Annotated in this window: 19 protein-coding genes and 4 tRNA genes; 13 read left to right on the forward strand and 10 right to left on the reverse strand. The window is 38.6% G+C overall.

Translation table 11 applies throughout. The annotated features are described in order from the left end of the window. The first annotated feature begins 11 nt into the window (after nt 1-11). From tatB to C502_RS0114975, 3 genes are all read left to right on the forward strand, one after another. Complete coding sequence (gene tatB / locus C502_RS0114965; protein WP_018679610.1) at nt 12-452, forward strand: Sec-independent protein translocase protein TatB; 441 nt, start codon at nt 12-14, stop codon at nt 450-452. Next, on the forward strand, nt 449-1,213 hold the full coding sequence (gene tatC, locus C502_RS0114970) for a twin-arginine translocase subunit TatC (RefSeq protein WP_018679611.1): 765 nt from the start codon (nt 449-451) through the stop codon (nt 1,211-1,213). The genes tatB and tatC overlap by 4 nt, the downstream gene beginning before the upstream one ends. 184 nt (nt 1,214-1,397) lie before the next feature. Next, entirely contained in the window at nt 1,398-3,389 is a 1,992-nt protein-coding gene (locus tag C502_RS0114975; RefSeq protein ID WP_018679612.1) for a PhoX family protein, read from the forward strand. 43 nt (nt 3,390-3,432) lie between these two features. Here the strand turns inward: C502_RS0114975 and C502_RS0114980 are convergent, their stop codons facing one another. Continuing rightward, the gene (locus C502_RS0114980) at nt 3,433-4,215 is read right to left on the reverse strand and encodes an NRDE family protein (RefSeq protein ID WP_018679613.1); all 783 of its coding nucleotides are present in this window, start codon (nt 4,213-4,215) and stop codon (nt 3,433-3,435) included. Nucleotides 4,216-4,321: 106 nt separating this feature from the next. On the opposite strand from C502_RS0114980, the gene lgt reads away from it, so the two are divergent. Beyond that, complete coding sequence (gene lgt / locus C502_RS0114985; protein WP_018679614.1) at nt 4,322-5,134, forward strand: prolipoprotein diacylglyceryl transferase; 813 nt, start codon at nt 4,322-4,324, stop codon at nt 5,132-5,134. Between the two features lie 32 nt (nt 5,135-5,166). On the opposite strand, the gene wrbA is transcribed toward lgt, so the two are convergent. Then, nucleotides 5,167-5,766: an NAD(P)H:quinone oxidoreductase gene (wrbA, locus tag C502_RS0114990; protein WP_023274732.1), complete on the reverse strand. Its 600-nt coding sequence runs from the start codon at nt 5,764-5,766 to the stop codon at nt 5,167-5,169. A 112-nt stretch (nt 5,767-5,878) separates the two neighbouring features. Between wrbA and C502_RS0114995 the strand changes: the two genes are divergently transcribed. Both C502_RS0114995 and C502_RS0115000 read left to right on the forward strand, forming a co-directional pair. After that, nucleotides 5,879-7,129 (forward strand): YihY family inner membrane protein, encoded by a 1,251-nt coding sequence (locus C502_RS0114995; protein WP_018679616.1) that lies wholly within the window; start codon nt 5,879-5,881, stop codon nt 7,127-7,129. Between the two features lie 113 nt (nt 7,130-7,242). Further along, on the forward strand, nt 7,243-8,013 hold the full coding sequence (locus C502_RS0115000; RefSeq protein WP_018679617.1) for a tetratricopeptide repeat protein: 771 nt from the start codon (nt 7,243-7,245) through the stop codon (nt 8,011-8,013). 31 nt (nt 8,014-8,044) lie between these two features. Here the strand turns inward: C502_RS0115000 and C502_RS0115005 are convergent, their stop codons facing one another. Further along, a complete protein-coding gene (locus tag C502_RS0115005) occupies nt 8,045-8,950 on the reverse strand; it encodes a DMT family transporter (RefSeq protein WP_018679618.1) in 906 nt (301 codons plus the stop codon). A 107-nt stretch (nt 8,951-9,057) separates the two neighbouring features. Here C502_RS0115005 and C502_RS0115010 point away from each other — a divergent pair, with 107 nt between their 5' ends. After that, entirely contained in the window at nt 9,058-9,858 is an 801-nt protein-coding gene (locus C502_RS0115010; RefSeq protein ID WP_018679619.1) for an AraC family transcriptional regulator, read from the forward strand. Nucleotide 9,859: 1 nt separating this feature from the next. Here C502_RS0115010 and C502_RS0115015 read toward each other — a convergent pair whose 3' ends face one another. From C502_RS0115015 to C502_RS0115025, 3 genes are all read right to left on the reverse strand, one after another. Continuing rightward, nucleotides 9,860-10,756, reverse strand: coding sequence for a polysaccharide deacetylase family protein (locus tag C502_RS0115015; protein WP_018679620.1), 897 nt, complete (start codon nt 10,754-10,756; stop codon nt 9,860-9,862). Nucleotides 10,757-10,828: 72 nt separating this feature from the next. Then, nucleotides 10,829-11,470 (reverse strand): fumarylacetoacetate hydrolase family protein, encoded by a 642-nt coding sequence (locus C502_RS0115020; protein ID WP_018679621.1) that lies wholly within the window; start codon nt 11,468-11,470, stop codon nt 10,829-10,831. A 33-nt stretch (nt 11,471-11,503) separates the two neighbouring features. Next, complete coding sequence (locus C502_RS0115025; protein ID WP_018679622.1) at nt 11,504-12,001, reverse strand: YcxB family protein; 498 nt, start codon at nt 11,999-12,001, stop codon at nt 11,504-11,506. A gap of 499 nt (nt 12,002-12,500) precedes the next feature. Here C502_RS0115025 and C502_RS0115030 point away from each other — a divergent pair, with 499 nt between their 5' ends. Next, nucleotides 12,501-13,799 (forward strand): SRPBCC family protein, encoded by a 1,299-nt coding sequence (locus C502_RS0115030; RefSeq protein ID WP_018679623.1) that lies wholly within the window; start codon nt 12,501-12,503, stop codon nt 13,797-13,799. A 58-nt stretch (nt 13,800-13,857) separates the two neighbouring features. On the opposite strand, the gene C502_RS0115035 is transcribed toward C502_RS0115030, so the two are convergent. Then, a tRNA-Arg gene (locus C502_RS0115035) sits at nt 13,858-13,934 on the reverse strand. A gap of 555 nt (nt 13,935-14,489) precedes the next feature. Between C502_RS0115035 and C502_RS0115040 the strand changes: the two genes are divergently transcribed. Beyond that, nucleotides 14,490-16,850 carry a beta strand repeat-containing protein gene (locus C502_RS0115040; RefSeq protein ID WP_018679624.1) on the forward strand — a complete coding sequence of 787 codons (2,361 nt, stop codon included), beginning with the start codon at nt 14,490-14,492 and terminating at the stop codon, nt 16,848-16,850. Between the two features lie 110 nt (nt 16,851-16,960). On the opposite strand, the gene C502_RS0115045 is transcribed toward C502_RS0115040, so the two are convergent. From C502_RS0115045 to C502_RS0115055, 3 genes are all read right to left on the reverse strand, one after another. Then, a tRNA-Arg gene (locus C502_RS0115045) sits at nt 16,961-17,037 on the reverse strand. A 47-nt stretch (nt 17,038-17,084) separates the two neighbouring features. Then, nucleotides 17,085-17,161, reverse strand: a tRNA-Arg gene (locus tag C502_RS0115050). Nucleotides 17,162-17,174: 13 nt separating this feature from the next. Continuing rightward, nucleotides 17,175-17,264: transfer RNA gene (locus tag C502_RS0115055), tRNA-Ser, on the reverse strand. Between the two features lie 261 nt (nt 17,265-17,525). On the opposite strand from C502_RS0115055, the gene rnr reads away from it, so the two are divergent. The 4 genes from rnr to C502_RS0115075 all read left to right on the forward strand — a co-directional run bounded on the left by rnr (nt 17,526) and on the right by C502_RS0115075 (nt 22,824). Beyond that, the gene (gene rnr, locus C502_RS0115060; protein ID WP_018679625.1) at nt 17,526-19,946 is read left to right on the forward strand and encodes a ribonuclease R; all 2,421 of its coding nucleotides are present in this window, start codon (nt 17,526-17,528) and stop codon (nt 19,944-19,946) included. A gap of 152 nt (nt 19,947-20,098) precedes the next feature. Next, entirely contained in the window at nt 20,099-22,138 is a 2,040-nt protein-coding gene (locus tag C502_RS0115065; RefSeq protein WP_026315815.1) for a M3 family metallopeptidase, read from the forward strand. A gap of 38 nt (nt 22,139-22,176) precedes the next feature. Beyond that, entirely contained in the window at nt 22,177-22,383 is a 207-nt protein-coding gene (locus tag C502_RS0115070) for a YheV family putative metal-binding protein (RefSeq protein ID WP_018679627.1), read from the forward strand. Nucleotides 22,384-22,398: 15 nt separating this feature from the next. Next, on the forward strand, nt 22,399-22,824 hold the full coding sequence (locus tag C502_RS0115075; RefSeq protein ID WP_018679628.1) for a hypothetical protein: 426 nt from the start codon (nt 22,399-22,401) through the stop codon (nt 22,822-22,824). Nucleotides 22,825-23,047 lie beyond the last annotated feature (223 nt).

Genomic DNA, 23,047 nt, shown 5'->3' on the forward strand with positions numbered 1-23,047 from the left:
CGAGTACCATTATGCTGAATTTGGGAATGACCGAAATCTTTTGCTTTGCAGTGATTGCATTGTTGGTACTCGGTCCTGATAAATTGCCAGAAGCTGCTCGTTTTGTGGCGAAATGGTACGGAAAAATTAAAAAGTTTATCAACAATATTCAGAATGAAATTGATCGTGAGCTAAAACTTTCTGAATTTCGTGAAGAAATGCAAAAAGAAATTGAGAAAATAACTGAACTTGAACGCAGATTGCAAAAGCAATTGGATGAGTTAAAAACTCAGCCTTCAGAACAGATATCGACCGAATCATTGGATAGCATCCATTATATTCCCTATGTTTCAAGTTCAATTGTTCCTTTTAGTATTCAACATCAACATCAACATCAACATTTATTTTCCAAAGATATTGAACTGAATCTATCAATAGAAAAATTTAATACAGAATTAAAGATTGCCGTATGAGCCAATTGCCTGCTACCTCAGTTAATCCTGAAGAAAATCTCCAACAAATGCCTGTGATGCAGCATTTGATCGTATTGCGCCAATATTTATTTAAAATTGTTGGTGTGACCATTTTTCTTTTCTTCTGTTTGCTACCTTTTAGAAATCAAACCTATCAATGGCTTTCTGAACCCTTACGACAACAGCTTCCTGCATCCTCAACAATGATTGCAACGGATGTTACCGCAACCTTCATGGCACCGTTCAAGTTAAATTTGTTTGTCGCATTTATGTTGGCAATGCCCTACATCATTTATCAGATCTGGTCATTTATAAAACCTGCGCTTTATGAAAAAGAACGACATTTAGCTATTCCATTACTGTTTGGTAGTATTGTGTTGTTTTACCTAGGTGTTGCTTTTGCCTATTTCATTACCTTACCTGCAATCTTGCATTTCTTTATTAGCGTTTCACCTGAAACCGTTGCACCAATGACAGACATTAATAGTTATTTAAGTTTCTGTTTAAAGCTATTTTTAGTCTTTGGTTTTACCTTTGAAATTCCAATTATTACTTTAGTGCTTATTTTGATTGGTGTCGTCAGCACCCAAACCCTAATCGAAAAACGCCGTTTTATTGTAGTTGGATGTTTTTTCGTTGCAATGTTTGTCACGCCACCTGATGCCTTATCCATGATTATGCTTGCTGTGCCAATGTGGATACTATTTGAGTTAGGTTTAATTTTTGGAAAAATACTAGAAAAAAGAAAAGCATCATCCTGATAAATGCAAATATGACAAACTCCTGACTAAATATCAGGAGTTTTTAATTTATCATTATATTTTTCATAATTTTACAGAATTAAAACTGTCTTCAAACTGCCTTAAAAGTGTCAAAAAAATGTCATCTACACTCCATAGAATCAATCAGGATTTATTTACCATTTATTAAAGATATGGATTTATTATGACAGCCAATACAAATCAGCCAAGTCGTCGTGATATTTTGAAATGGTTCGCGGGTGTTCCGTTTTTACCACTAGGGGCAATGGGTACTGCAGCTGCATTAGCAGGGTGCAATGATGACAACAACAGTGTTGTAACTCCACCAGTAAAAGTAGCTAAATTTAAAAATGCGAAATTTACGCCTATGGCGGCACCTTCAACAGTAACAGAAATGGCGACAACTTCTGTTAAATCTGGTTTGACCATTACATGGGATGATAATACAACCACAGAGTACAAATTGGGTTATCAGGAGTTTTTCCGTACTGGTATGCAAGTTGATAATATCGATGGTGGAAAAATCATTGCGGGTAGTTATTATGATATTAATAATCAACCGATTAAAGATACTTCTGTAGTCGGTCAAGAACGCCAATTCTTCTCTGACTCTCCAGATGGTTCATCTTTAATTCATATAGATGGTGCTTCTGTATCTGGAGTCACGAATCCGGTCTTCCATGTTGTTCAATTTGAATATACAACGAAGAACCTTGCTAAGCAAAATATGTACGGTAAATTGCCATCACCAATTGCAGTATTAACATTGGATCAAGACCCAAAAACTGGCCATCTTGCATTGAAAAAATACTTTAACGTTGATATGTCTAAAGTTCACGGCTTATGGATTACATGTGGCGCTAGCCTTTCTCCTTGGAATACACATCTTTCAAGTGAAGAATATGAACCAGATGCATTTGACCAAATTGGTTCTGACCTTGCAACGTTAAGAGCATATAGTAAAAACTTGTATGGTAATGAAAATACTGCAAATGCCTATAACTACGGTCATTTGCCAGAGATTATTCTTGATGGCAAAGGTCGTGCTAAAGCAATTAAGCACTACTGTTTAGGTCGTATCTCACATGAATTGATTGAAGTTATGCCAGATAATCGCACTGTAATTATGGGCGATGATTATACAAATGGTGGTTTCTTTATGTTCATTGCAGATAAAGAAAAAGACTTATCTGCTGGTACATTATATGTTGCAAAATATACAACCGAGTTAAATGAAACATCCACAGCTACGATTAAATGGATCAAACTCGGTCACACTAATAGCAAGGCTATTGAAGACCTAATTAATGTTCGAGGGATAAAAGCCGAAAACATTATGGAAAGCTTAGCTATTGCTCCAACTGATTTAACTGGCTATACAAAGATTATTCTTGATGGAAAACCATTATGGATCAAACTTAAAGATGCCAATAATGGTTTCACTAAAGAAGAAATTGAACTTGCAGCAGCATTCCTTGAAACGCATCGCTACGCAGCTCTAAAAGGCGGTAGTATGGGTTTTACGAAAATGGAAGGTACTACAGTTAATATTAAAGATAAAGTTGCTTACTCAGCACTTGCGAATATTCAAGATTCAATGATTGAAGGCAAATCTAGTTGGGTTGCAGCACATAATGTTAAATTTAAGAGCACACTTAAAGCAGGCGGTGTACTTGCTCACGACCTAAAAGGCAGTCAAATTGATCATCTCAATAATGTGATCAATAGTGAATGGACACCATATCAAAGTCACATGGTACTTATGGGTACAGATATCAGTGCAGATAGCTTAGGTAATACGGCAGATCCAAATAATATTGCCAGCCCTGACAACCTTAAATATTCTGAAACTTTCCGTACATTATTCATTGGTGAAGATAGCGGTAATCATACCAACAACTTCTTATGGGCATATAATGTCGATACTAAAGCTTTAGATCGAATTTTGTCTACACCTGCAGGTGCAGAATCAACAGGTCTACATGCTGTAGATTCGGTAAATGGTTGGACCTATATCATGAGTAATTTCCAACATCCTGGAGATAGCTCAAAACTCTCTGCTGAATTAAAAGCAAAGGTTTTAGAAAACTATAATGCGGGTTACAGTGCATGTGTAGGCTATATCACAGCCGATGTTTTACCATCAATTGAGAAAAAAGCTGAAAATAAAAAATAAGCTAGGTTGAAATAAAAATACCGACATCATTGTCGGTATTTTTTTATTTCAAGAGATCAGTTTTCACTTCTACGACACCACCCTGCTGCTCACCTTGCTGTGTTTTCTCAACCCATTTCCATTCGCTATCCGTCATAGTTAAAAAATTCGAACATCGAGTTCCATAAATAGGACTTTGGATAAACGTTGAAGATAATAATTCTTCCATTTCCACAGTTATTCCTGTATCTGGCAACAAATCTGGAATGATTTTGCGTTCATCTTCCAGAATATCCCAGACGGAATATTGCAAATCAGATTCAGTAATCCTCGCTTGTTGTAACATTGGTAAAAATTCTTGAGTAAAACGTTTCCGCAAATGTTTGGTTTTTTCCCAATCTTCAGACATTAAACCATTGGAAACAACATAAACACCATTCGCTAAGACTTGTGGCGCTTCACCACGATTACTGATATAAACGGCTTGCTCTCGATCACCGACAAATAAATTAAACCCTGCATAATCTTGTTGCTGCTGTTCTAACTGTTGTGCAAAACGGATGGGGGCTAAATCACTTTCTAAAAAAGACTGGATTAAATGCCCACGTGAAGTTGAATATTGATTTTTATCTCGTCCATTTCGAAAATTAGTCACGATGGCCCAACGCCCAGACTCAGTCACTCCCATCCATGTCCCACCTGACTGTAAATCTTGCCCAGCAATAATCGAACTTGCTTCCCACTGATGTAAGACAGCACTGGGGCGATAATAGAACTCATCACGATTTGAAATTAAACACAACGGCATATCATCAAGAACATGCCATGCAAAAGCGACAATACACATTAATTCGGTTCTCACATCTTTACACATTGAATGTACAACATTTTTCACATCATTCCGCTACAATCTGCTCAAAACTTAATTTCAAATTCTAAATTGAGGAACAGCAATGCTGACCTATCCAAATATTGATCCAGTTGCGCTGAGCTTGGGACCAGTCAAAGTGCATTGGTACGGACTCATGTATCTCTTGGCATTTTTATGTGCTTGGGGCTTAGCCTCTTATCGCGCTAAACAACGTGATGGTTGGACTGCCGACATGGTCTCCGATCTGGTGTTTTATGGTGCTTTAGGCGTGGTACTTGGTGGTCGTATCGGCTATGTCTTGTTTTATGAGTTTGGCAAGTTTCTAGAACATCCTCTTTGGTTATTCCAAGTCTGGACTGGCGGTATGAGCTTCCATGGTGGTTTCTTGGGTGTCATGATCGCCATGTTATTTTGGTGTAAGAAATATCAAAAGACATGGTTTCAAACCTTGGACTTTATTGCGCCATGTGTACCTACAGGTTTGATGTTTGGTCGTATCGGTAACTTTATTGGTGGCGAGTTGTATGGTCGTCAAGTTGAAGATCCCACCTATGCATTTGGTATGATTTTTCCAACTGATCCATTGGGCTTAGTTCGCCATCCGTCACAAATTTACCAAGCACTTTGTGAAGGTCTGATTCTATTTATCATACTTTGGTGGTTTAGCGCTAAACCGCATCCTCGTATGGCAGTTTCAGCATTATTCCTGATGGGTTATGGGGTAGCCCGTTTCTTTATGGAATTCTTCCGCCAACCCGATGCAGATCAAGGTTTCATTCTACTTGGTTGGATGACCAAAGGTCAGATTCTCACAGTTCCAATGTTACTGATTGGACTGTGGATGATGTGGTATGCCTATCAGAAAAAAATCTACGATTGGCAAATTAAAAAATAAAATAATGGGAGCAGATGCTCCCATTTTTAGATCTAAACATTCCCGAGCAAAGCTTTCACGACATCACCCAAGCGTTTACCTTGCGCTGCACATAAGATTTTCTCATCTGCACTTAGGTTTTGATCATGGCGAGGACCACTGACATGGCTTGCCCCATACGGCGTACCACCTGTTTTAGTGTTCGACAAGGCTGGAATTGAATTGGGCAATCCCATAATTAACATACCATGATGGAACAATGGCGGTAACATGCTGAGTAAAGTACTTTCCTGCCCACCATGCATCGAACCCGATGACGTAAAGACACATGCAGGTTTATTGTGCAAAGCGCCATTCAACCATAAACTCGTCGTTTGATCCCAAAAGTATTTCATCTCACTCGCCATATTACCAAAGCGAGTAGGTGAACCGAGTGCCAAACCAGAGCAATACGTCAAATCATCTAAAGTACAATAAATATCTCCATCTGCTGGAATGCTTGGCTCTGCTTGCGTCACGACAGTTGAGAGATTAGGAACAGTTCGAATACGAGCTGTCATGCCAGAAGATTCAATTCCATCGGCAATTAAATGTGCCATTTCTCGAGTTGAACCATATTTACTGTAATAAAGAACAAGAACGTAAGGTTGCATCACTTTAATGAATTTTGTTAAAAAGAACACTATACGACATTTTTCATCTTTTGAGCTGTAGTCAATCCTGTGCTTACACAGGATTTTATTAAAAATAACTAGGATAGAACCCATGATCTTAAATCGTTATCTAAAAAAACTGCCTTTTTTAGAAAAAACATGGTTTCAATTTATTGTGTTTGTGTTACGACGTTTCGAAGCTGATCGCTGTCGAGAACAAGCAGGTGGTTTGACCTACACTACGCTCTTTGCCGTTGTTCCGATGCTGACCGTTTTCTTAGTCATTATCTCCTCGATTAAAGCCTTAGAGCCTGCTCGACAACAATTACAGCAACTGATTTATAGTAACTTTCTACCTAAAAGTACCATCGCCTTTGACAAAGCCTTAAACGCATTTACAGATAAATCCAGTAATCTCACCATTATTGGTGTGCTGTTTCTGTTTGTGACCACTGTACTTATGCTGACATCTATTGAAAATGTGTTTAACCGTATTTGGCGTGTCAAAGAAACTCGAACAGGTCTTGTTGGTTTTATGCGTTATTGGACAATAATTTCTCTGGGTCCAATTATTCTAGGTAGTGCTTTTGTCCTCTCTTCCACTGTCGCTTCAATGAATATTCTCAGTAATAATTTTGCAGGCTATCAGTTAGATGGCTCTCTATTGTTATGGCTTATTTCATTTCTACTTACGATTATTGGTTTTTTCATTTTATATTGGACTATCCCCAATCGTAGCGTCCCTATTCTTTCCGCGGTGATTGCAGCATGTTTTAGTGCAACGGTATTTGAAGTTTTAAAACGTTTTTTTGGTTGGGTCATGAGCAATTTCACCAGTTATGAAATTGTATATGGTGCTTTTGCTGCTGTTCCGATTTTTCTACTTTGGATTTATTTGTCTTGGAACATTATCTTATTGGGCGTGGAAGTGAGTTATGCATTGACTGCTTTTCATTCAGATAAGGAGCAAAAGCGTCATCCTATCTTAATGTTATTGGACATATTGGAGTTGTTTTATAAAAAACAGCAAATTGGAGAAAGTGTCAGTGAGCAAGAACTTCTCAATATTATTGGACGTGGTGAATTAGGTCGCTTACCTGCGTACATCGTACAGCTAGAACAGCAAAATTTAGTAAGACGAACCGATAATGATGAATATGTATTGGTCAGAAATCTTGCTCAAGTTGATTTTTGGAGCTTTTTCACAGCACTTCCTTATCCCCTACCATTACGTCCTGATGTCGCCAATATCCATCAAGATGATGAGTGGATGGAACGCTTAGGTCCATCTCTGATTGAAAGTAACGACTATTTAGCCGCCAAACTTTCCATTCCTCTATCGACTATTTTTGAGCAGAAATAGAATTTACGATGGTGATGTCACATCAAAGGCATCACCACTTATCTAAATGACTCAACTGAAAACTGATCTTTGATTATAATTTAGCTACATGATTTTTCATTATATTTATAAAAATGAAGCAAGCCCAACTATTACTTACAATACTAATTTTTTGTTTAAGTCTATCTGCTTGTAGCTCACCTACAGAAAGAGAGTTTAAAAATACTGCAAAACTTGCCAAACAAGGAAAAGCTGAGGCTCAAATACATCTTGCACAGATGTATTTTCAAGGAATCGGAACTCATATTGATAAAAAACAAAGCATGATCTGGTTTAAAAAAGCAGCTGAACAAGGTGATTTCCACGCTTTTGAATGGTTTCACAACCAAGCACTTCATGGTAATCAAGAGGCAAATCAATTTCTTAGTGATTTGATGGACAATGATAATTCCTTATTTTCTCAATGGTTATTATTACAGGCTAGAAAAGGTGATGTTCAAGCTCAATATACGGTTGGGTGGATGTATGATTTAGGCAAAGGACTTATTGAAGACCCTTATAGTGCGATGAAATGGTATAGAAAAGCTGCTAGCCAAGGAAATCTCCTAGCAATACAGATCGTAAACTATCGTGATTTAAAGGGGATCATCCAAGAACATCATGGACAAAAAAATGTCCTCTATTCGCCTATAAAAAACTACCCTCCTCTATATAAAAATCCCAAATACAACAATGCTTATTTTTATCATATTGACTCAAATGAAATTAAAACAGCACGTACCTGGGATAATTCTGCGGCATATATCAGTCATAAGCAAACACGCAAATCTACTCATTCCATTCACTTAGAAAACCAAGTTGATAGTGCTTATTCAAGTCCACGTGGCACAAATCTAGGTTATTAAAATTATAAGGCCTCTCAAAGAGGTCTTATAATTATTTAGTTATCCGACCTTGGAAACTCACAACAATAATGCCCAACAAAACCAAAGCCGAACCAATCACAAAGTTTAGTTCAATTTTTTCACCTAATAGCCACACACCAAAGACCACACCAAACAAGGGAGTTAAGAATGAAAATACCCCTAACTGTGATGCTAAATAATTTCTCAATAACCAAAACCACAGCAACAAACATGTAAAGGCGACCAATAAAGTTTGAAACGCCAAGCCCGTTATGGCCAAAAGTGTAAAATGTATGGCTGTTTGATTCGTCCAAATTGCCATTGCCAACAGCACAATAAAGCCACCTGACAATTGATAAAATAAAGTTTGAATCGCAGGCGTATGTGAAAGTACCGTAAAGCGAATCAGAATCGTCGTTGCTGCCCATGAAATGCCTGCGAGTAAGGCATAGAAATCACCGAATAATATCTGTTGAAAATCGGAATTCATACTTTGTTGGGGATGTATAAAAGTCACTAAAATTCCAACAAATGCGAGGCCTATTCCTCCCCATTGCAGTCGACTTAAACACTCCTCTGGAAACTTCCATTGCAAACCTAAAGCGGTAAAAATTGGCGCTGTATATAACAGTACAATCGTATGAGAGGCTGAGGTAAAACGTAATGCTTCAGCCACAAAAAAGAATTCCAAAGCAAATAAGGTGGCAACTGCAATACCAGCTTTGAGATGTTGTTTTGCAAATAGCGTAGGAAATGGCTGCATAAATAATAACGGCGATACCAAAACAGCCGCTAAGCCTGAACGTAAAGCCATTTGCATCAAGGGTGAAATATCAGGAGCAGCTATTTTTAACATGACTTGTTGTAGCCCAAGAACGATGCAAACAAACATCATTAAACCAGAAGCTTTCAAATCCAATGCTTTACGCTCAGCCATAATCGACTCCCAACCCAAGAACAAGAGAGTCAATATATAGCTGTCAGATTTTCATGATATAGTGAAAATCTGACAATAGATGCGTGTTTTCAGGCAATTCTTATCTTATGAAAAAAGCAGCTCAAAGGATCCAAGATTTTCAGGAAATTCCTGCCTACAATAATATTCCAGCCCCATTATGGCTACGGATTCGGGACGCACCTGCCGAGACGTTTTATCCTGAACACGCACATGCTTGGGGAGAATTTATCTATGCGTTTGATGGTGTGCTTGAAGTTAATATTGATCAAATTCACTATTTAACCCCACCTCCCTATGGCATTTGGTTGCCTCCACACATGCAACATAGTGGGATTAATCGACATGAAGTCACGCACTGCACACTGTATGTACATGAAACATTGTGCGAACTTATGCCACAGCAAGCAGGTATTTTATTAACAGCTCCGTTGATTCCCGCACTACTCGAACATATTCGGAAAAATCCACTCACAGAAAATGATCCTGAATATTTAAGATTGCTCCAAGTCCTCTTAGATTCACTCAGCCATGCGGAATTGGTTGGAAGTTATTTGCCAACGACTCAACACCCAGCTTTAGCCAAGATATTGAATCATTTACATGAATACCCTGCTGATAACAGTACGCTAGATGAACTCGCAAAGATGATCAATATGACCGAACGCACATTGGCACGGTATAGCCAAAAAGAACTTGGCATGTCACTACATGAATGGCGACAACGTTTGAAAGTCATGAAAGCTATGTCAATGCTGAACCAAGGTAAAACCATTGAAAATATTGCTTTAGATTTAGGCTATGCCAGTTCTTCAGCTTTTATTTATATGTTTAAACGCTGGATGCACTTCACTCCTGACCAATTTCGGAAGCTTTATCAAGGAAGCTAAACTACGGTAAATCAAAACGCTTTAAATTGTTTTCTTCATACGGCGCGTCTTCGGCTGGATAGCGTAAATGTGCATTACCTTTTTGTTTTGCCAATGACCAGATAATACTTTCACCAGCGGGCAGAATGGTTGCATGTTGGTGATACAACGGATCGGTATAAGCAAGCTCACTATTAATAAATTGCCAACCCTGCTTTTGAAATGCATCTATTACATCATTGAGAAAAGCGGCATTGATCGCATTGACATGGAGTAACAGCACATGCTTTGGTGCATAACCAATCGTCTGAACAGCCAACTGATCATAATAAGCAGCTCGGTCGAGCAAATGAGTAATATACGCCTGCTTTAATTTCTCCATGTAATCTGTTTGTGCTTGTTTTTGATAAGACAAATATTTCAAATTATAAAACCAGTCACTCGCATCAATACTGACTGCTCCTGATTGATAACCTTGCTGGTTTAAATATTGGGCAACGGTATCACGTTTTTCCGCTGTGTTTCCCTCTTTTAAGAAAGGATAGCGATATCTTGCCACCCAACCATACAGAGGTTGAAATACTTGTTCTGCTCGTTGAATCCCTTCAATATATTGCTGGCTGCTGATATTTTCTTTATTCAAATTAAGATGCAATTCACTGTGATTGCCAATTCGATGCCCTTGTTTACCCCACGCTGCGACTAACTGTAATCCAGCATAGTCACCAATTTTAATCACACTTGGGTAAATCATACTTTTGAGCTGATGTTGTTTAAGCTGCTCTAAAATTTTCTGATTAATGGCAACTGCTTGAACATTTAAATCAGGATTAACGCCATCATCAAAACTTAAAGCCAATTGTTTGGCATGGCTCATACTCGTCATTAAAAATAGCGCCAAATATAGCCATTTTTTCATTCTATTTTTCTCATATTCTTAAAAAATAAAAATGGCGCTGATAACGCTATATCAGCGCCATTTTATGAATGATTATGCTTTTACAAAGGTATCCCAATCATATTCACCAGATTGGGTAATTAATTTCATGGTCAATTGATCATTTGGTTTTAATGCACCAACACCTGCTGGTGTACCTGTCATAATCACATCACCAGCTTCTAAACTAAAAGATTGACTGATTTCGACTAGTAAAGCCCCAAAATCCCAAATCATATCCTTGCTAAAACCATGCTGGCGGTCTATACCGTTGATGTTTAAAATCAATTCTAATTCTTGTAAATCACCAATTTCATCTGCTTCAATCCAATCACCCAATAGACATGCACCATCAAATGCTTTGGCACGTTCCCATGGCTCACCTTTAGCTTTTAAGTCACTCTGCAAATCACGCAGCGTTAAATCTAAACCAAGTGTCACCGCCCCCACTGCTTCTAAAGCTTTGGCTTTATCCATTTCTTTAGACAAAGGGTGTGCTATTTGCAAACAGATTTCACACTCATAATGACACTCCCCCAACGCCTGATTCCAACGGATGCCTTGTGCTAAAGCGCCGAGGCTACTTGGTGGCTTGATAAATAAGATCGCACGATCAGGAATTACATTCCCTAACTCTTTGGCATGTTCAGCATAATTTCTGCCAACACAAACAATTTTTGATGGACGCGTGCTCATGAAAGCTCCTTATTCCTTAAATCGCGAATGAAGTTATTTTTTAAAACTATTCTCAAATTTGGTTTGATCTGCTGGATCAGTGAATGCACGCTTTGGAACAATAATGACCGTATGGTTTTTCAGCTCTAACATATAAGTCAGTTTACCTATTGCAAAAGATTGTACCTCAGCATACTGCGCTGTTTGTTTTTTACCTGTTGCATAGAGTTCAAAATGATCCTGATATAGATCAAGACCTTGCTCACTTTTTCCAAATTGATAGCGAACGAACTGACGCTTAAACAGCATCGGTAAGAGCCAATAACGCATTAACCCCTGCATAATCAGAAAAAAAGCACCAAGTGCAACGTAATAGCGTCCCACACCGGTGAAACCTAAATAGATTCCCCATAGCATAATCGCAACACTAATGACGGGTGTTAGAAAACGACTAAAGGTCTTTTTACCAAAGGTGACAAGAGCAAAACCATCTTGTGATTCTTCTAAATTAAGATAATAGCGCACAGATACAGTTGGACGTTGTTCAGACATTTTAGATTTCTAAGACTTGAAAAAACTGATCTATTAGAACATAAATGACTTGAGCGTAAATCAGATTTATAGCGATTTGATACAAAATTCAAATATGGCGTAGCACTACTCTAAGTTCCTTTTGAACAAAAAGATGGAATTTCTAACTCTGAATCCATCCACGGTTTTCTCACTTAAAAACCATCTTAGTAAAACCCTTTAATACAATCATTTTTTATTGTTTAAGTTTTTATCTTTCTGAATGCTTGTACATCAGCTCATTTAAAAACTAGGAAAGATTTATCAATCAGTAATAATGAAATTACGCTTAACTGATCAACATTAACCGCTATAAGTATTTACTTGCAGAGATAATTCTTTGTCTAAGATTTCGATGCCCAAGAAAGTTTTACACAATACGACTGTTTTTTAAACACAAAAACTTTTATTAATAGCAAGGCTCTATCTTTTACTGATGGATGCCATTGACTATATCACTAAGAAAAATCAAAGGAATGTGATGTTTTATTTGAATGGATTTATATGTACAGCCATTTTTTTCAGCATAACGCAAAGTTGTTTTGCACAGATCATCACATGGAATGACAATATTCCGAGTGCTTTACAACCTTTTCAAAATAATCCACAACTATTAGCAAGTTATACACAAAATAATATTTTTATTTACCCACATCCCAATACCAAAACCAATGTGCCTACCCTCAAAAGCAACTCACAACCGAGTGTAAGCTTTACATCTGCTGCACTCATCGTACCTGCCAATGTACAACAAGTTGCCAAGACATTAACCGACTTTAATCAATATGTCGGTTTGTTTCCAACACTCAAATCTGCAAAGACACTGGAACAATCAGGCAATATTATAAAAATGAAATATCAGGTCTCAATCCCAACGCCTATCCCAGTTCTCAACTTTAATGAAGATGTCACTCTACAACATCAGATTAAATCGAATAGTATTGCCAGTTTAGCGATTGATTCCCCCATTCCATATGGCGTGGGAAAATTTGAATGGTTCGCCTTAGATGATCATCGAACCTTAATTACGCTCACCCAATGGGGCGATTTAAATCAACCTAAGGGATTTATTTTTAAGAAGATTCTAAATGCAATTCCTGAAGCAAAATTAGGTATTCCAAGTTCAACCAATGCCTTTATCCTAGAATCGTTGCGAACACGCTTTATTAAACAAAATGTTGTTGCACTAAATTCAGGGCAAATTCCAAGTCCACAATTAAATGAAGCTCAACTCGCCAAAATTGCACAACTCAGTCAAAATGCTCAACAGCCTGTCAGCTATCTACATGTCCCAACCAGTATGCTGTATACGCATGGGCGGGAAACCATGCGCTTCACCACAACCTATCAATTTTATAAACAATCACCTCAACAATTACACAAATGGTTGAGTCCTTTGGCCTATCAAGAATTATTTCCTAGACAAGTCAAAAAAATCAGCACTTCTCCAATCCAAAATCAAGGTCAAGATGCAAATATTCAAGTAAATGTTGGCTTAGGTGTGATTAATATTCCTTTTGCATTCAAGCTTTATTTTAATTATCCAAATACTGTTGAAAATAACTTTTATGCCAATGGGGGTGATTTACGATTTATTAAAGGAAAAATGGTTGCTACAGAATTGAATCAAGGGAGTTTATTTAAAATCACTAGCTCAATGAAAATTGATGAAAAAGCACCCTTTTTGTTAAGAGCGATGCGCAGTCTGCCCTATCATGATGTACTGCCTGCTGTTGGTGGCAATACGGTATTTGTACAAAAAATTAAAACAAAAATATAAGGCACAAAAAAACCGCATTTAAGCGGTTTTTTTATTTTATCTTTTGATAAATTCAAATTGGTGCGCTCAGAGAGATTCGAACTCCCGACCCCTTAGTTCGTAGCCAAGTGCTCTATCCAGCTGAGCTATGAGCGCATATTTGATGGAGGGCATTATACGCATTTTTCCCCAATTGATAAGTATTTTTTAATAAAAAAAAATCAAATGGTGATAGATTGATCATTTTAATTTAAAAGTAACTTTTTACAATTAGAATAAAACCACAAATCATTGATATTTATACCTTTAAAATAAAAATAAAATTGCTTAATATTTATTTTCAAACCAATAACAAAACTTATAAACTTCTTTAAGTTTTAAGTCATTTTTTAAACTGTAAATCGAGAAAAATAATTTTTAATTCACTGATATCACAAATTAAATCAGGACAAAAAATGTCAGCTCTATTCTTCTAATTCTCTATTATTATTTTTGATATTTTATTCTTTGTTAAAATTGAATTGTTTTAATATTCAATCACTAAAATCATTCATTAATCTGTATTAAACAATTACACCGTCAATTGTTAGAATTGACAGAAAAGCAAACTCAAATAACACTATTATCGATTAATGTGAAATACATCACATAAAATCAAATCACTTTAATAATTACTTAAAATAATACAACTTTAAAAATATAGGTACCACTATGCTTTTCAAAAGTCTTTTATCACCAATTAAAAGTATTACCTCGAATTTATTAGATAGTAATACAACAACTTCATCCATCACAGGTTCAACCTTAGCTCCCCTTTCTCTTTCATCAATCACAAACATCGTTTCGACGAGTTCAATTACAAATACGGTAAATCAAACCATTAATACGGTTAGCAATAGCGTTGCAAGTTCTCCAATAAGTACGATTACCAGTACTTTAGGCAGTGTAACGGGGAATAGCAGTCCATTATCTACAGTGACGAATATTGTTAGTGGTGTCACAGGAGGAACAACCACGAATCCAGTTGATACCGTGACTAATCTTGTTGGTGGTATTACAACTGGAATAGGAACTTCCCCACTCAATGTAGTGACAAATATCTTAGGAACCACTGGAAGTAACCCTGTCAATATTGTAACGGGAATCATCGGAGGGGTTACAGGAGGTGATCTCAGCAACAATCCTGTCACGAGTACGGTTCAAACAACTATAGACACTCTTCAAGGTGTAGAAAGTCTAAAAACCAGTATTATTAATTCAGGTATCCATACTGTAGCCGATGCAGTTATAGGGACGGTTCACCAATCAGAGCATCCGATCGGAGATTTAGCAAATCTTGGTACGCTTACCTTTGAAACCTCACGCGATACAGTGAATGGAAGTCTCGAGGCGGTTTCAAATCTCGCTGGTGCAGATATTAATGGCGCAATTGGCTCAGCAACTGACGTTATCGGCACACTCATCAATAATGGTTCTACTGCTTCAAATACGATTCAGCACATTGTGGGCGATTTAACCGATATTAGCAGCGGCAGCCCTGTTGCTACTGTCACAGATATTATTGGCGGTGTTACGGGTGGTGTCGGTGGCAATCCGCTTGATACTGTGACTGGTATTATTGGCGGTGTTACGGGCGGTGTCGGTGGCAATCCGCTTGAGGCTGTAACTGGTATTATTGATGGTATTACGGGCGGTGTAAGTGGAAATCCGCTTGATGCTGTAACCAATATCATTGGTGGTGTTACTGGGGGCGTCGGTGGTAATCCACTTGAGGTTGTAACCGATATTATTGGTGGTGTTACGGGTGGTGTGGGTGGAAATCCGCTTGAGGTTGTGACTGATATTATTGGCGGTGTTACGGGTGGTGTAGGCGGCAATCCGCTTGATACTGTGACTGGTATTATTGGCGGTATTACGGGAGGCATCGGTAGCAATCCGTTTGATGCCATAACTGATATTATTGGCGGTATTACGGGTGGTGCCGGTGGTAATCCACTTGAAACTGTAACCGATCTTATTGGTGGTATTACGGGTGGTGTAAGTGGAAATCCACTTGAGGCTGTGACTGATATTATTGGTGGCGTTACTGGGGGCATCGGTGGCAACCCGCTTGAGGCTGTAACCGATCTTATTGGTGGTATTACGGGTGGTGTCGCTGGCAATCCGCTTGAGGCTGTGACTGATATTATTGGCGGTGTTACGGGTGGTGTAAGTGGAAATCCACTTGAGGCTGTAACCGATATTATTGGTGGTATTACCGGGGGTGACTTCGCCAACAATCCAATTACAGGTGCAATCCAAACTGGTATCGATATTCTTCAGGGCGTAGAAAGCCTCAAAACAGAAATTATCAATACAGGAATTAATACTGTTGCAGATACGATTATCAGCGTTGCTCCTCAAGTTGAACATCCGGTTGCTGACTTCGCAGATTTAGCTACGCTTACTTTCGAAACTTCACGAGATACGGTGAATGGAACACTTGAAGCAATTTCAGATTTATCAGGTGGCGATCTTAGTGGTGTACTTGAGTCTGCAACTGGCGTTGTAGGTACCCTAATCAATAACAGTTCAAGCGCAGCAGATATTCTTCAACATATTACAAATGATTTTGCTTTTGGTAATCCACTTGATATTGCCACTGGCGTTATTGATGGTATTACTGGAAGTATATCAGGTAGCCCATTAGGATCTATTTCTGAAATTATTACAAATATAGGCAACGGTTTTAACAGTGGTGATGTTATTTATGGAATTGCTCAACCGATTCAAGGTGGTATTACCAATGTTAATCTCGCTATAGACACAATCCAAGAAAATCTCACAAATCTAGCAAGTGATAGCACCTTTGAAACTATCGACAACTTGATTAACGTCAATTTAGGCGGTGGGGATTATCATATTAGTGGCAGCATAGATAGTATCTTGAATGCAATTACTGGAACTGTTTCATCAACAATTGCTGTAGGTGAACCAAATCCAAATGGCGGATCAGTCACTGACCTCATCTCTCTTCCATCACAATTAACGAGCCTAACTGACAATTTATTCAGTTCAATCAATAATTTCTAATCAACTTTATAAAAAAGTCGTTGTGATCAACGGCTTTTTTTACTTATAACAGTAGATTCTTAAAATTCAGACACAAAAAAACCGCAATTAAGCGGTTTATTTCATTAAGTTGGTGCGCTCAGAGAGATTCGAACTCCCGACCCCTTAGTTCGTAGCCAAGTGCTCTATCCAGCTGAGCTATGAGCGCATTACTTATGTGCCAATTGAGGCAAGTGTTACTTTACAATATCTACTTGGTGCGCTCAGAGAGATTCGAACTCCCGACCCCTTAGTTCGTAGCCAAGTGCTCTATCCAGCTGAGCTATGAGCGCATTAAGTAAAAAATGGCGGTGAGAGAGGGATTCGAACCCTCGGTACAGTTACCCGTACGCATCCTTAGCAGGGATGTGGTTTCAGCCACTCACCCATCTCACCGTAACACGAGCGCAATAATACAAACTAAAACTGATTTGCACAAGTCATCATTGTGAATTTTTATGTTTTTTTATTCTAATCAAATACTTTTTGAACGATTTTGGTGTTTTTGGGCATTTTTTTGCTTCAACGCTTGTTAAAATAGCACCATCTTCTTTTATTAAGATCATTCGCATAAGCAGAATCTTGCAATCTTTGACGTGCAGTCCTAGGTTGAATGGCTTATGCTAAACCAATCTGCCAGATGTGAACCGAAACGATATGATTAAAAAATGGGCTGATCCCGAAGCAAAAGCAGAAGCTGAACGTTACGATAACCCTATTCCTAGCCGAACTCTTATTTTAAGTACTCTAGAACAATTAAAAACTGCAAAATCCCATGCAGAACTTGTGGATCACTTTAATATCCCTGACCAAAAAAGTATTGATGCCTTAAGTCATCGTTTAAGTGCAATGGTTCGTGATGGTCAACTCATGAAGGATGGTTTTAAATATCAGCCTGCAACAGACTTACCGAGCCATGAAGCAACGGTCTATATCAATAGTAAAGGTCTAGGCACTGCCAATATCGCAGGTCAAGATGATTTGCTTTTACCTGAAAGAGAATTGCGTTTAGTTTTTAACGGCGATCGCGTTAAGGTTCGTCAAACCTCTGTTGACCGTAAAGGTAAAGCGTGGGGCTTTATCACCGAAGTCGTACAGCATCGCGTCAAACAAATTATTGGCAAAGTGTCTGAGCATGAGGGTGAATACTTTATTCAACCAAGTAACCCAAACCAACACCAACCAATTACCCTAGAAAAAGAACTGATTGAGCATGCCAATGCCAAAGTTGGCGATATGCTCCGTGTTGCAATTGATGACTATCCAACCCGTGAAGAACTCGCAACAGGTCATATTGTTCAATCTATGGCAGATAAAGCGGATACTGAAATTATTATTCCGCAAACCATTCTTGAGTTTGGTTTACCTTACGAGTTTCCTGAAGCAGTCATCAAAGAAGCGGAAAGTTTCAAAGAACCTTCAGAAAAAGATCTGAAAGGGCGTGTTGATTTACGTGATCTGCCATTAGTGACGATTGACGGCGAAGATGCACGTGACTTTGATGATGCTGTTTATGCTGAAAAACGTGCGGGTGGTGGCTATCGCGTTGTGGTTGCGATTGCAGATGTCAGTCATTATGTCCGTTTAGACTCTCCACTAAATGAAGAAGCTGAAGAGCGTGGTACATCTGTTTATTTCCCACACTTTGTTTTACCGATGCTACCTGAAGCATTATCAAATGGTTTGTGTTCTTTAAATCCACATGTTGACCGTCTATGTATGGTCTGTGATTTAAAGCTGTCGCGTGTAGGTAAAGTGACGAGTTACGAATTTTACCCATCTGTTATGCATTCCAAAGCACGCCTGACTTATACCCAAGTTGGACAATATTTTGAAGGTGCAACCGATGCAATTCCTTCAGATAAAAGCATTCACAAATCGCTGAATACCTTATTCCAACTTTATCAAACACTCAAAGGTTTACGCGCCGAACGTCATGCAATGGAATTTGAAACCATTGAGACCTACATGACCTTTGATGAGTTGGGCGGTATTAAAGAAATTTTGCCACGTACTCGTAATGACGCGCATAAACTCATTGAGGAGTGTATGTTGCTCGCCAATGTTGCAGCAGCAGAATACGCTTTAGAACATGATATTCCGATGCTTTATCGTGTACATGAAGCACCAGAGTTTTCACGTATTCAGAAAGTCCGTGATTTTGTGAAATTACTCGGTTTGCCATTCCCTGAACAGCCAACACAAGCTGATTATCAACGTGTTATTGAAGCGACCAAAGATCGTTTGGATGCACCGAGTATTCATGCAGTGTTATTACGTTCGATGATGCAAGCCTATTATGGTGCGAAAAATTCAGGACACTACGGCTTAGCGTATGAGGCTTATACTCATTTTACTTCGCCAATTCGTCGCTACCCTGACCTATTATTGCATCGTGCGATTAAAGCCTATTTAGATAAGAAGGTTTATCCACTTTCGGGTGCGGCTTTGGATGATGCAGGTGAACATTTCTCTCAAACTGAACGTCGTGCAGATGAAGCCTCTCGCAGTGTCACAACTTGGTTGAAATGCCACTATATGCAACAGCATTTAGGTGATGAGTTTGTTGGCATCATTAGTGCAGTCACTGAATTTGGTCTATTTGTCACGCTGAAAGACTTATATGTTGATGGCATGATCCATGTCAGCCAATTGGGCGAAGACTATTTTGTATATGATCAAGCAAGTCAGAGCTTAGTTGGACAGAATCGTGGACAAGCGTTTAGCTTGGGCGATGAAGTGAAAATTCAGGTCGCTGGTGTCAATCTTGAAGAACGTAAAATTGACTTTAAGCTCATTCAGCAGTTGACCCATCTCGGTCGTGTGATCCGTCAAAAAGCACCGCGTGCTTCTTCAACTAAAGATCAAACAACCGAAGAGGTGTTTAGCAAAGCACCAGTCAAGGCAAAATTAAGTGAAGATGGTGAAAAGCCTGTTCGGAAGAAAAAGGACAAGAATAAACCGAGCACTTATACGAAGAAGCCAAATAAGAAAGCATCTGCTAAGCCTGAAACCAAAGAAAAGGCAAAGAAAAAAGTAAAAAAGAAAAAGGCAAATGCGAAAGCTAAGAGTGAGTAATTGACCCAAGGGCAAGTTCAATGCTGAGCTTGCTCTAATTTTCACAGTTTTATCATTAGAAAATTATACAAACAACCAAATCAACCTTGATTTATCCACCTTTAAGCCCTACATCTATAACTATGTTTAAAGATGAATATGGCAAAAATACAATGATTCTCCAACAAGCGACACTTCCCGTTCCTCAATTTGATCAAATTCAACTTGCCGACTTAAAACAACAAATTGAACAAAGTATCCAAAATGGTCAAACATTCTTAAATCAACTGAATGAAGTTCCACACGACTCTGAAGCACAACTTGCAACACTGACCGAAGTGGATCAACTTGAAAATAACATGAGCGAAGTATGGGGAATTCTGTCACACCTCAATGCCGTCATAAATAATGCAGAAACTCGTGAAGTTTACCAATCACTATTACCAAGTTTGAGCGAATACTATACGCAACTGGGACAACACACAGCCTTGTATCAAACTTACCAACAGCTTCATGATGCTCCCGTTTTTCAAACCCTCAGTGAAGCGCAACAAAGTGCGATTAAACTGGCTTTGCGTGATTTCAAACTTTCAGGTGTTGCACTTGTAGGTGAAGCAAAACAACGCTATGCGGAAATTTCAGCACGTTTATCTCAGCTTTCATCTGATTTCTCCAATCATGTTTTAGATGCAACTCAAGCTTACTTCAAGCCTTTAACTGAAACACAACTCAAAGGCTTACCACAAAGTAGTGTTGAACTCTTAAAGCAATACGGACAACAACGAGAGCTTGAGCAAGCTGTTGCCACACTCGACTTTCCTGCTTATTTTGCGATTATGACCTATGCTGATGATCGTGAGTTAAGAGAAGAACTCTATAAAGCTTATGTGACCCGTGCATCAGAACAGTCAGACAAAACTGAGTTTGATAATACCCCCGTAATGGAAGAAATTCTGAGCCTACGTCAAGAGATGGCACAATTACTCGGCTTCAACAATTTTGCTGAATATTCACTTGCTAGCAAGATGGCACCTGATGTCGAGACAGTGAATCAATTTTTGGTAGATCTCGCAGAACATGCTCGTACCCCTGCACTGGCTGAAATTGCAGAACTAAAAACCATCGCACAACATGATGGCATTGCTGAATTAAAACCGTGGGATACAACTTATTACTCAGAGAAGTTAAAACAACAGCAATTCAATCTTTCACAAGAAGCGCTTAAACCTTATTTCCCTGCACATAAGGTGGTACATGGTTTATTCCAAATTGTGCAACGTCTCTACGGTATTCAGATCATCGAACGCCAAGCACCTGTTTGGCAAAATGATGTGCGTTATTTTGAAATTGAAGATCAAGGTCAAGTGGTTGGTGGTTTCTACTTTGACCTTTATGCTCGAAATGGCAAACGTGGTGGTGCATGGATGAGCGGTTTCCGTTCGCGTGTACAGACTGCAAATGGGTTACAAAAACCAATTTGCTATATGGTCTGTAACTTCACGCCACCGATTGGCGATCAACCTGCATTACTCACCCACGATGAAGTGATCACCTTATTCCATGAATTTGGTCATGGCTTACATCATATGCTTACCGAGGTGGACAATATCTCAGTTGCAGGCACACATGGCGTTGCTTGGGATGCAGTCGAGTTACCAAGTCAGTTCATGGAGTTCTGGGCGTGGGACAATGAAAGTTTAGACGTACTGAGTGAGCATACTGAAACTAAGCAAACCCTTCCGCAAAAATTATTATCAGCTTTGCTCAATGCACGGTTTTTCCAATCAGGTATGCAAACTTTGCGTCAGATCGAATTTGCCTTGTTTGACTTAACCATCCACCGTCAAACCCCTGCATTGAACAGTCAGCAGATCCAAGCGACCTTAGATGATATTCGCAACAAATTTACCGTTGTGCCAACCGTTGCATATAACCGTTTCCAACACAGTTTTAGCCATATTTTTGCGGGCGGTTACGCAGCAGGTTACTATTCGTATAAATGGGCAGAAGTTTTAGCCAGTGATGCTTTTGATCGTTTCGAAAGCGAAGGAATTTTTAATACCGAGACAGGAAAAGAGTTTAGAAAGTTTATTCTAGCAGTTGGCGGAAAAGATACGGCGCTTGATGCGTTTCGCAATTTCCGAAAAAGAGAACCGAAAATAGATGCATTATTACGCCATCAAGGTTGGACGAACACTCACAAAACCGCTTAAACTACGTCATTATTGTTCATAGGGTGTAATTAACTGACATGAAAAGACAATTCATCGCGGGTGCAAAGTGTCCCAAATGTGGAGCGTTAGATCGTGTGGTTAAGATCATCACTGTGAATGACGAGTGGATTGAATGTATCGAATGTGCTTATAGCGAAAAACGTCCGACCCATGTGGAAGAACAACAACCCGCTGAGCCAGATGAAATTGGGGTGATACAATTCAAACCTCGTCATTTTGACTAGAAAGGTTAAAAGATGATGTCATCATATCAAAATGAAAACTCAAAATTATTATGGATGATTATTAGCGGGATCAGTGTCGTAGTTGTCCTGATCTTTGCTACACAGTGGTTTTTATCTGAAAAGAATCAAGAGACATCTATAGCACCAACAAAATCAGCCATTGAAAAAACTGTTATAGCAACAACTGAATCTGCTAAAGTTGCTAGTGGAAAAACTATGCCCATTCAATTGGTTGAAGAGTCAATTGTAAAAGATCCTCTTCCTGTAAATGACACACTCGCAAAAGAAGAAATTTCAAAATTAGACGATCTTCATCAACAGCTTAAAGATCAGCAGCAAGACCTAAAACAACAACACACTGATGTTGATACTTTACTCAAGCTTAAAGAAGATCAGGTTAAATTACTAGAAGCGCAACTTGCTGCTCAGAATAAGTCTTAACACTATAAAAGCTTTAATATTGTTTGAAGCTTTTTATCAACTCACTGATTATTATTTTCAATCAACCTCAAACAATTCACAAAGCATACCTTTATTAATGATAGAGATATTAATACGACCCATAGCGATGTGAATCCTTGTAATATAATCCCCTATATTCGATGATCCATAAATCTCAAATCCTGATTAAAAGTACATTTCTTTAATTTACTGACAGGCATAA

The organism is Acinetobacter tjernbergiae DSM 14971 = CIP 107465, from assembly GCF_000374425.1.
GTDB classification, from domain to species: Bacteria; Pseudomonadota; Gammaproteobacteria; order Pseudomonadales; family Moraxellaceae; genus Acinetobacter; species Acinetobacter tjernbergiae.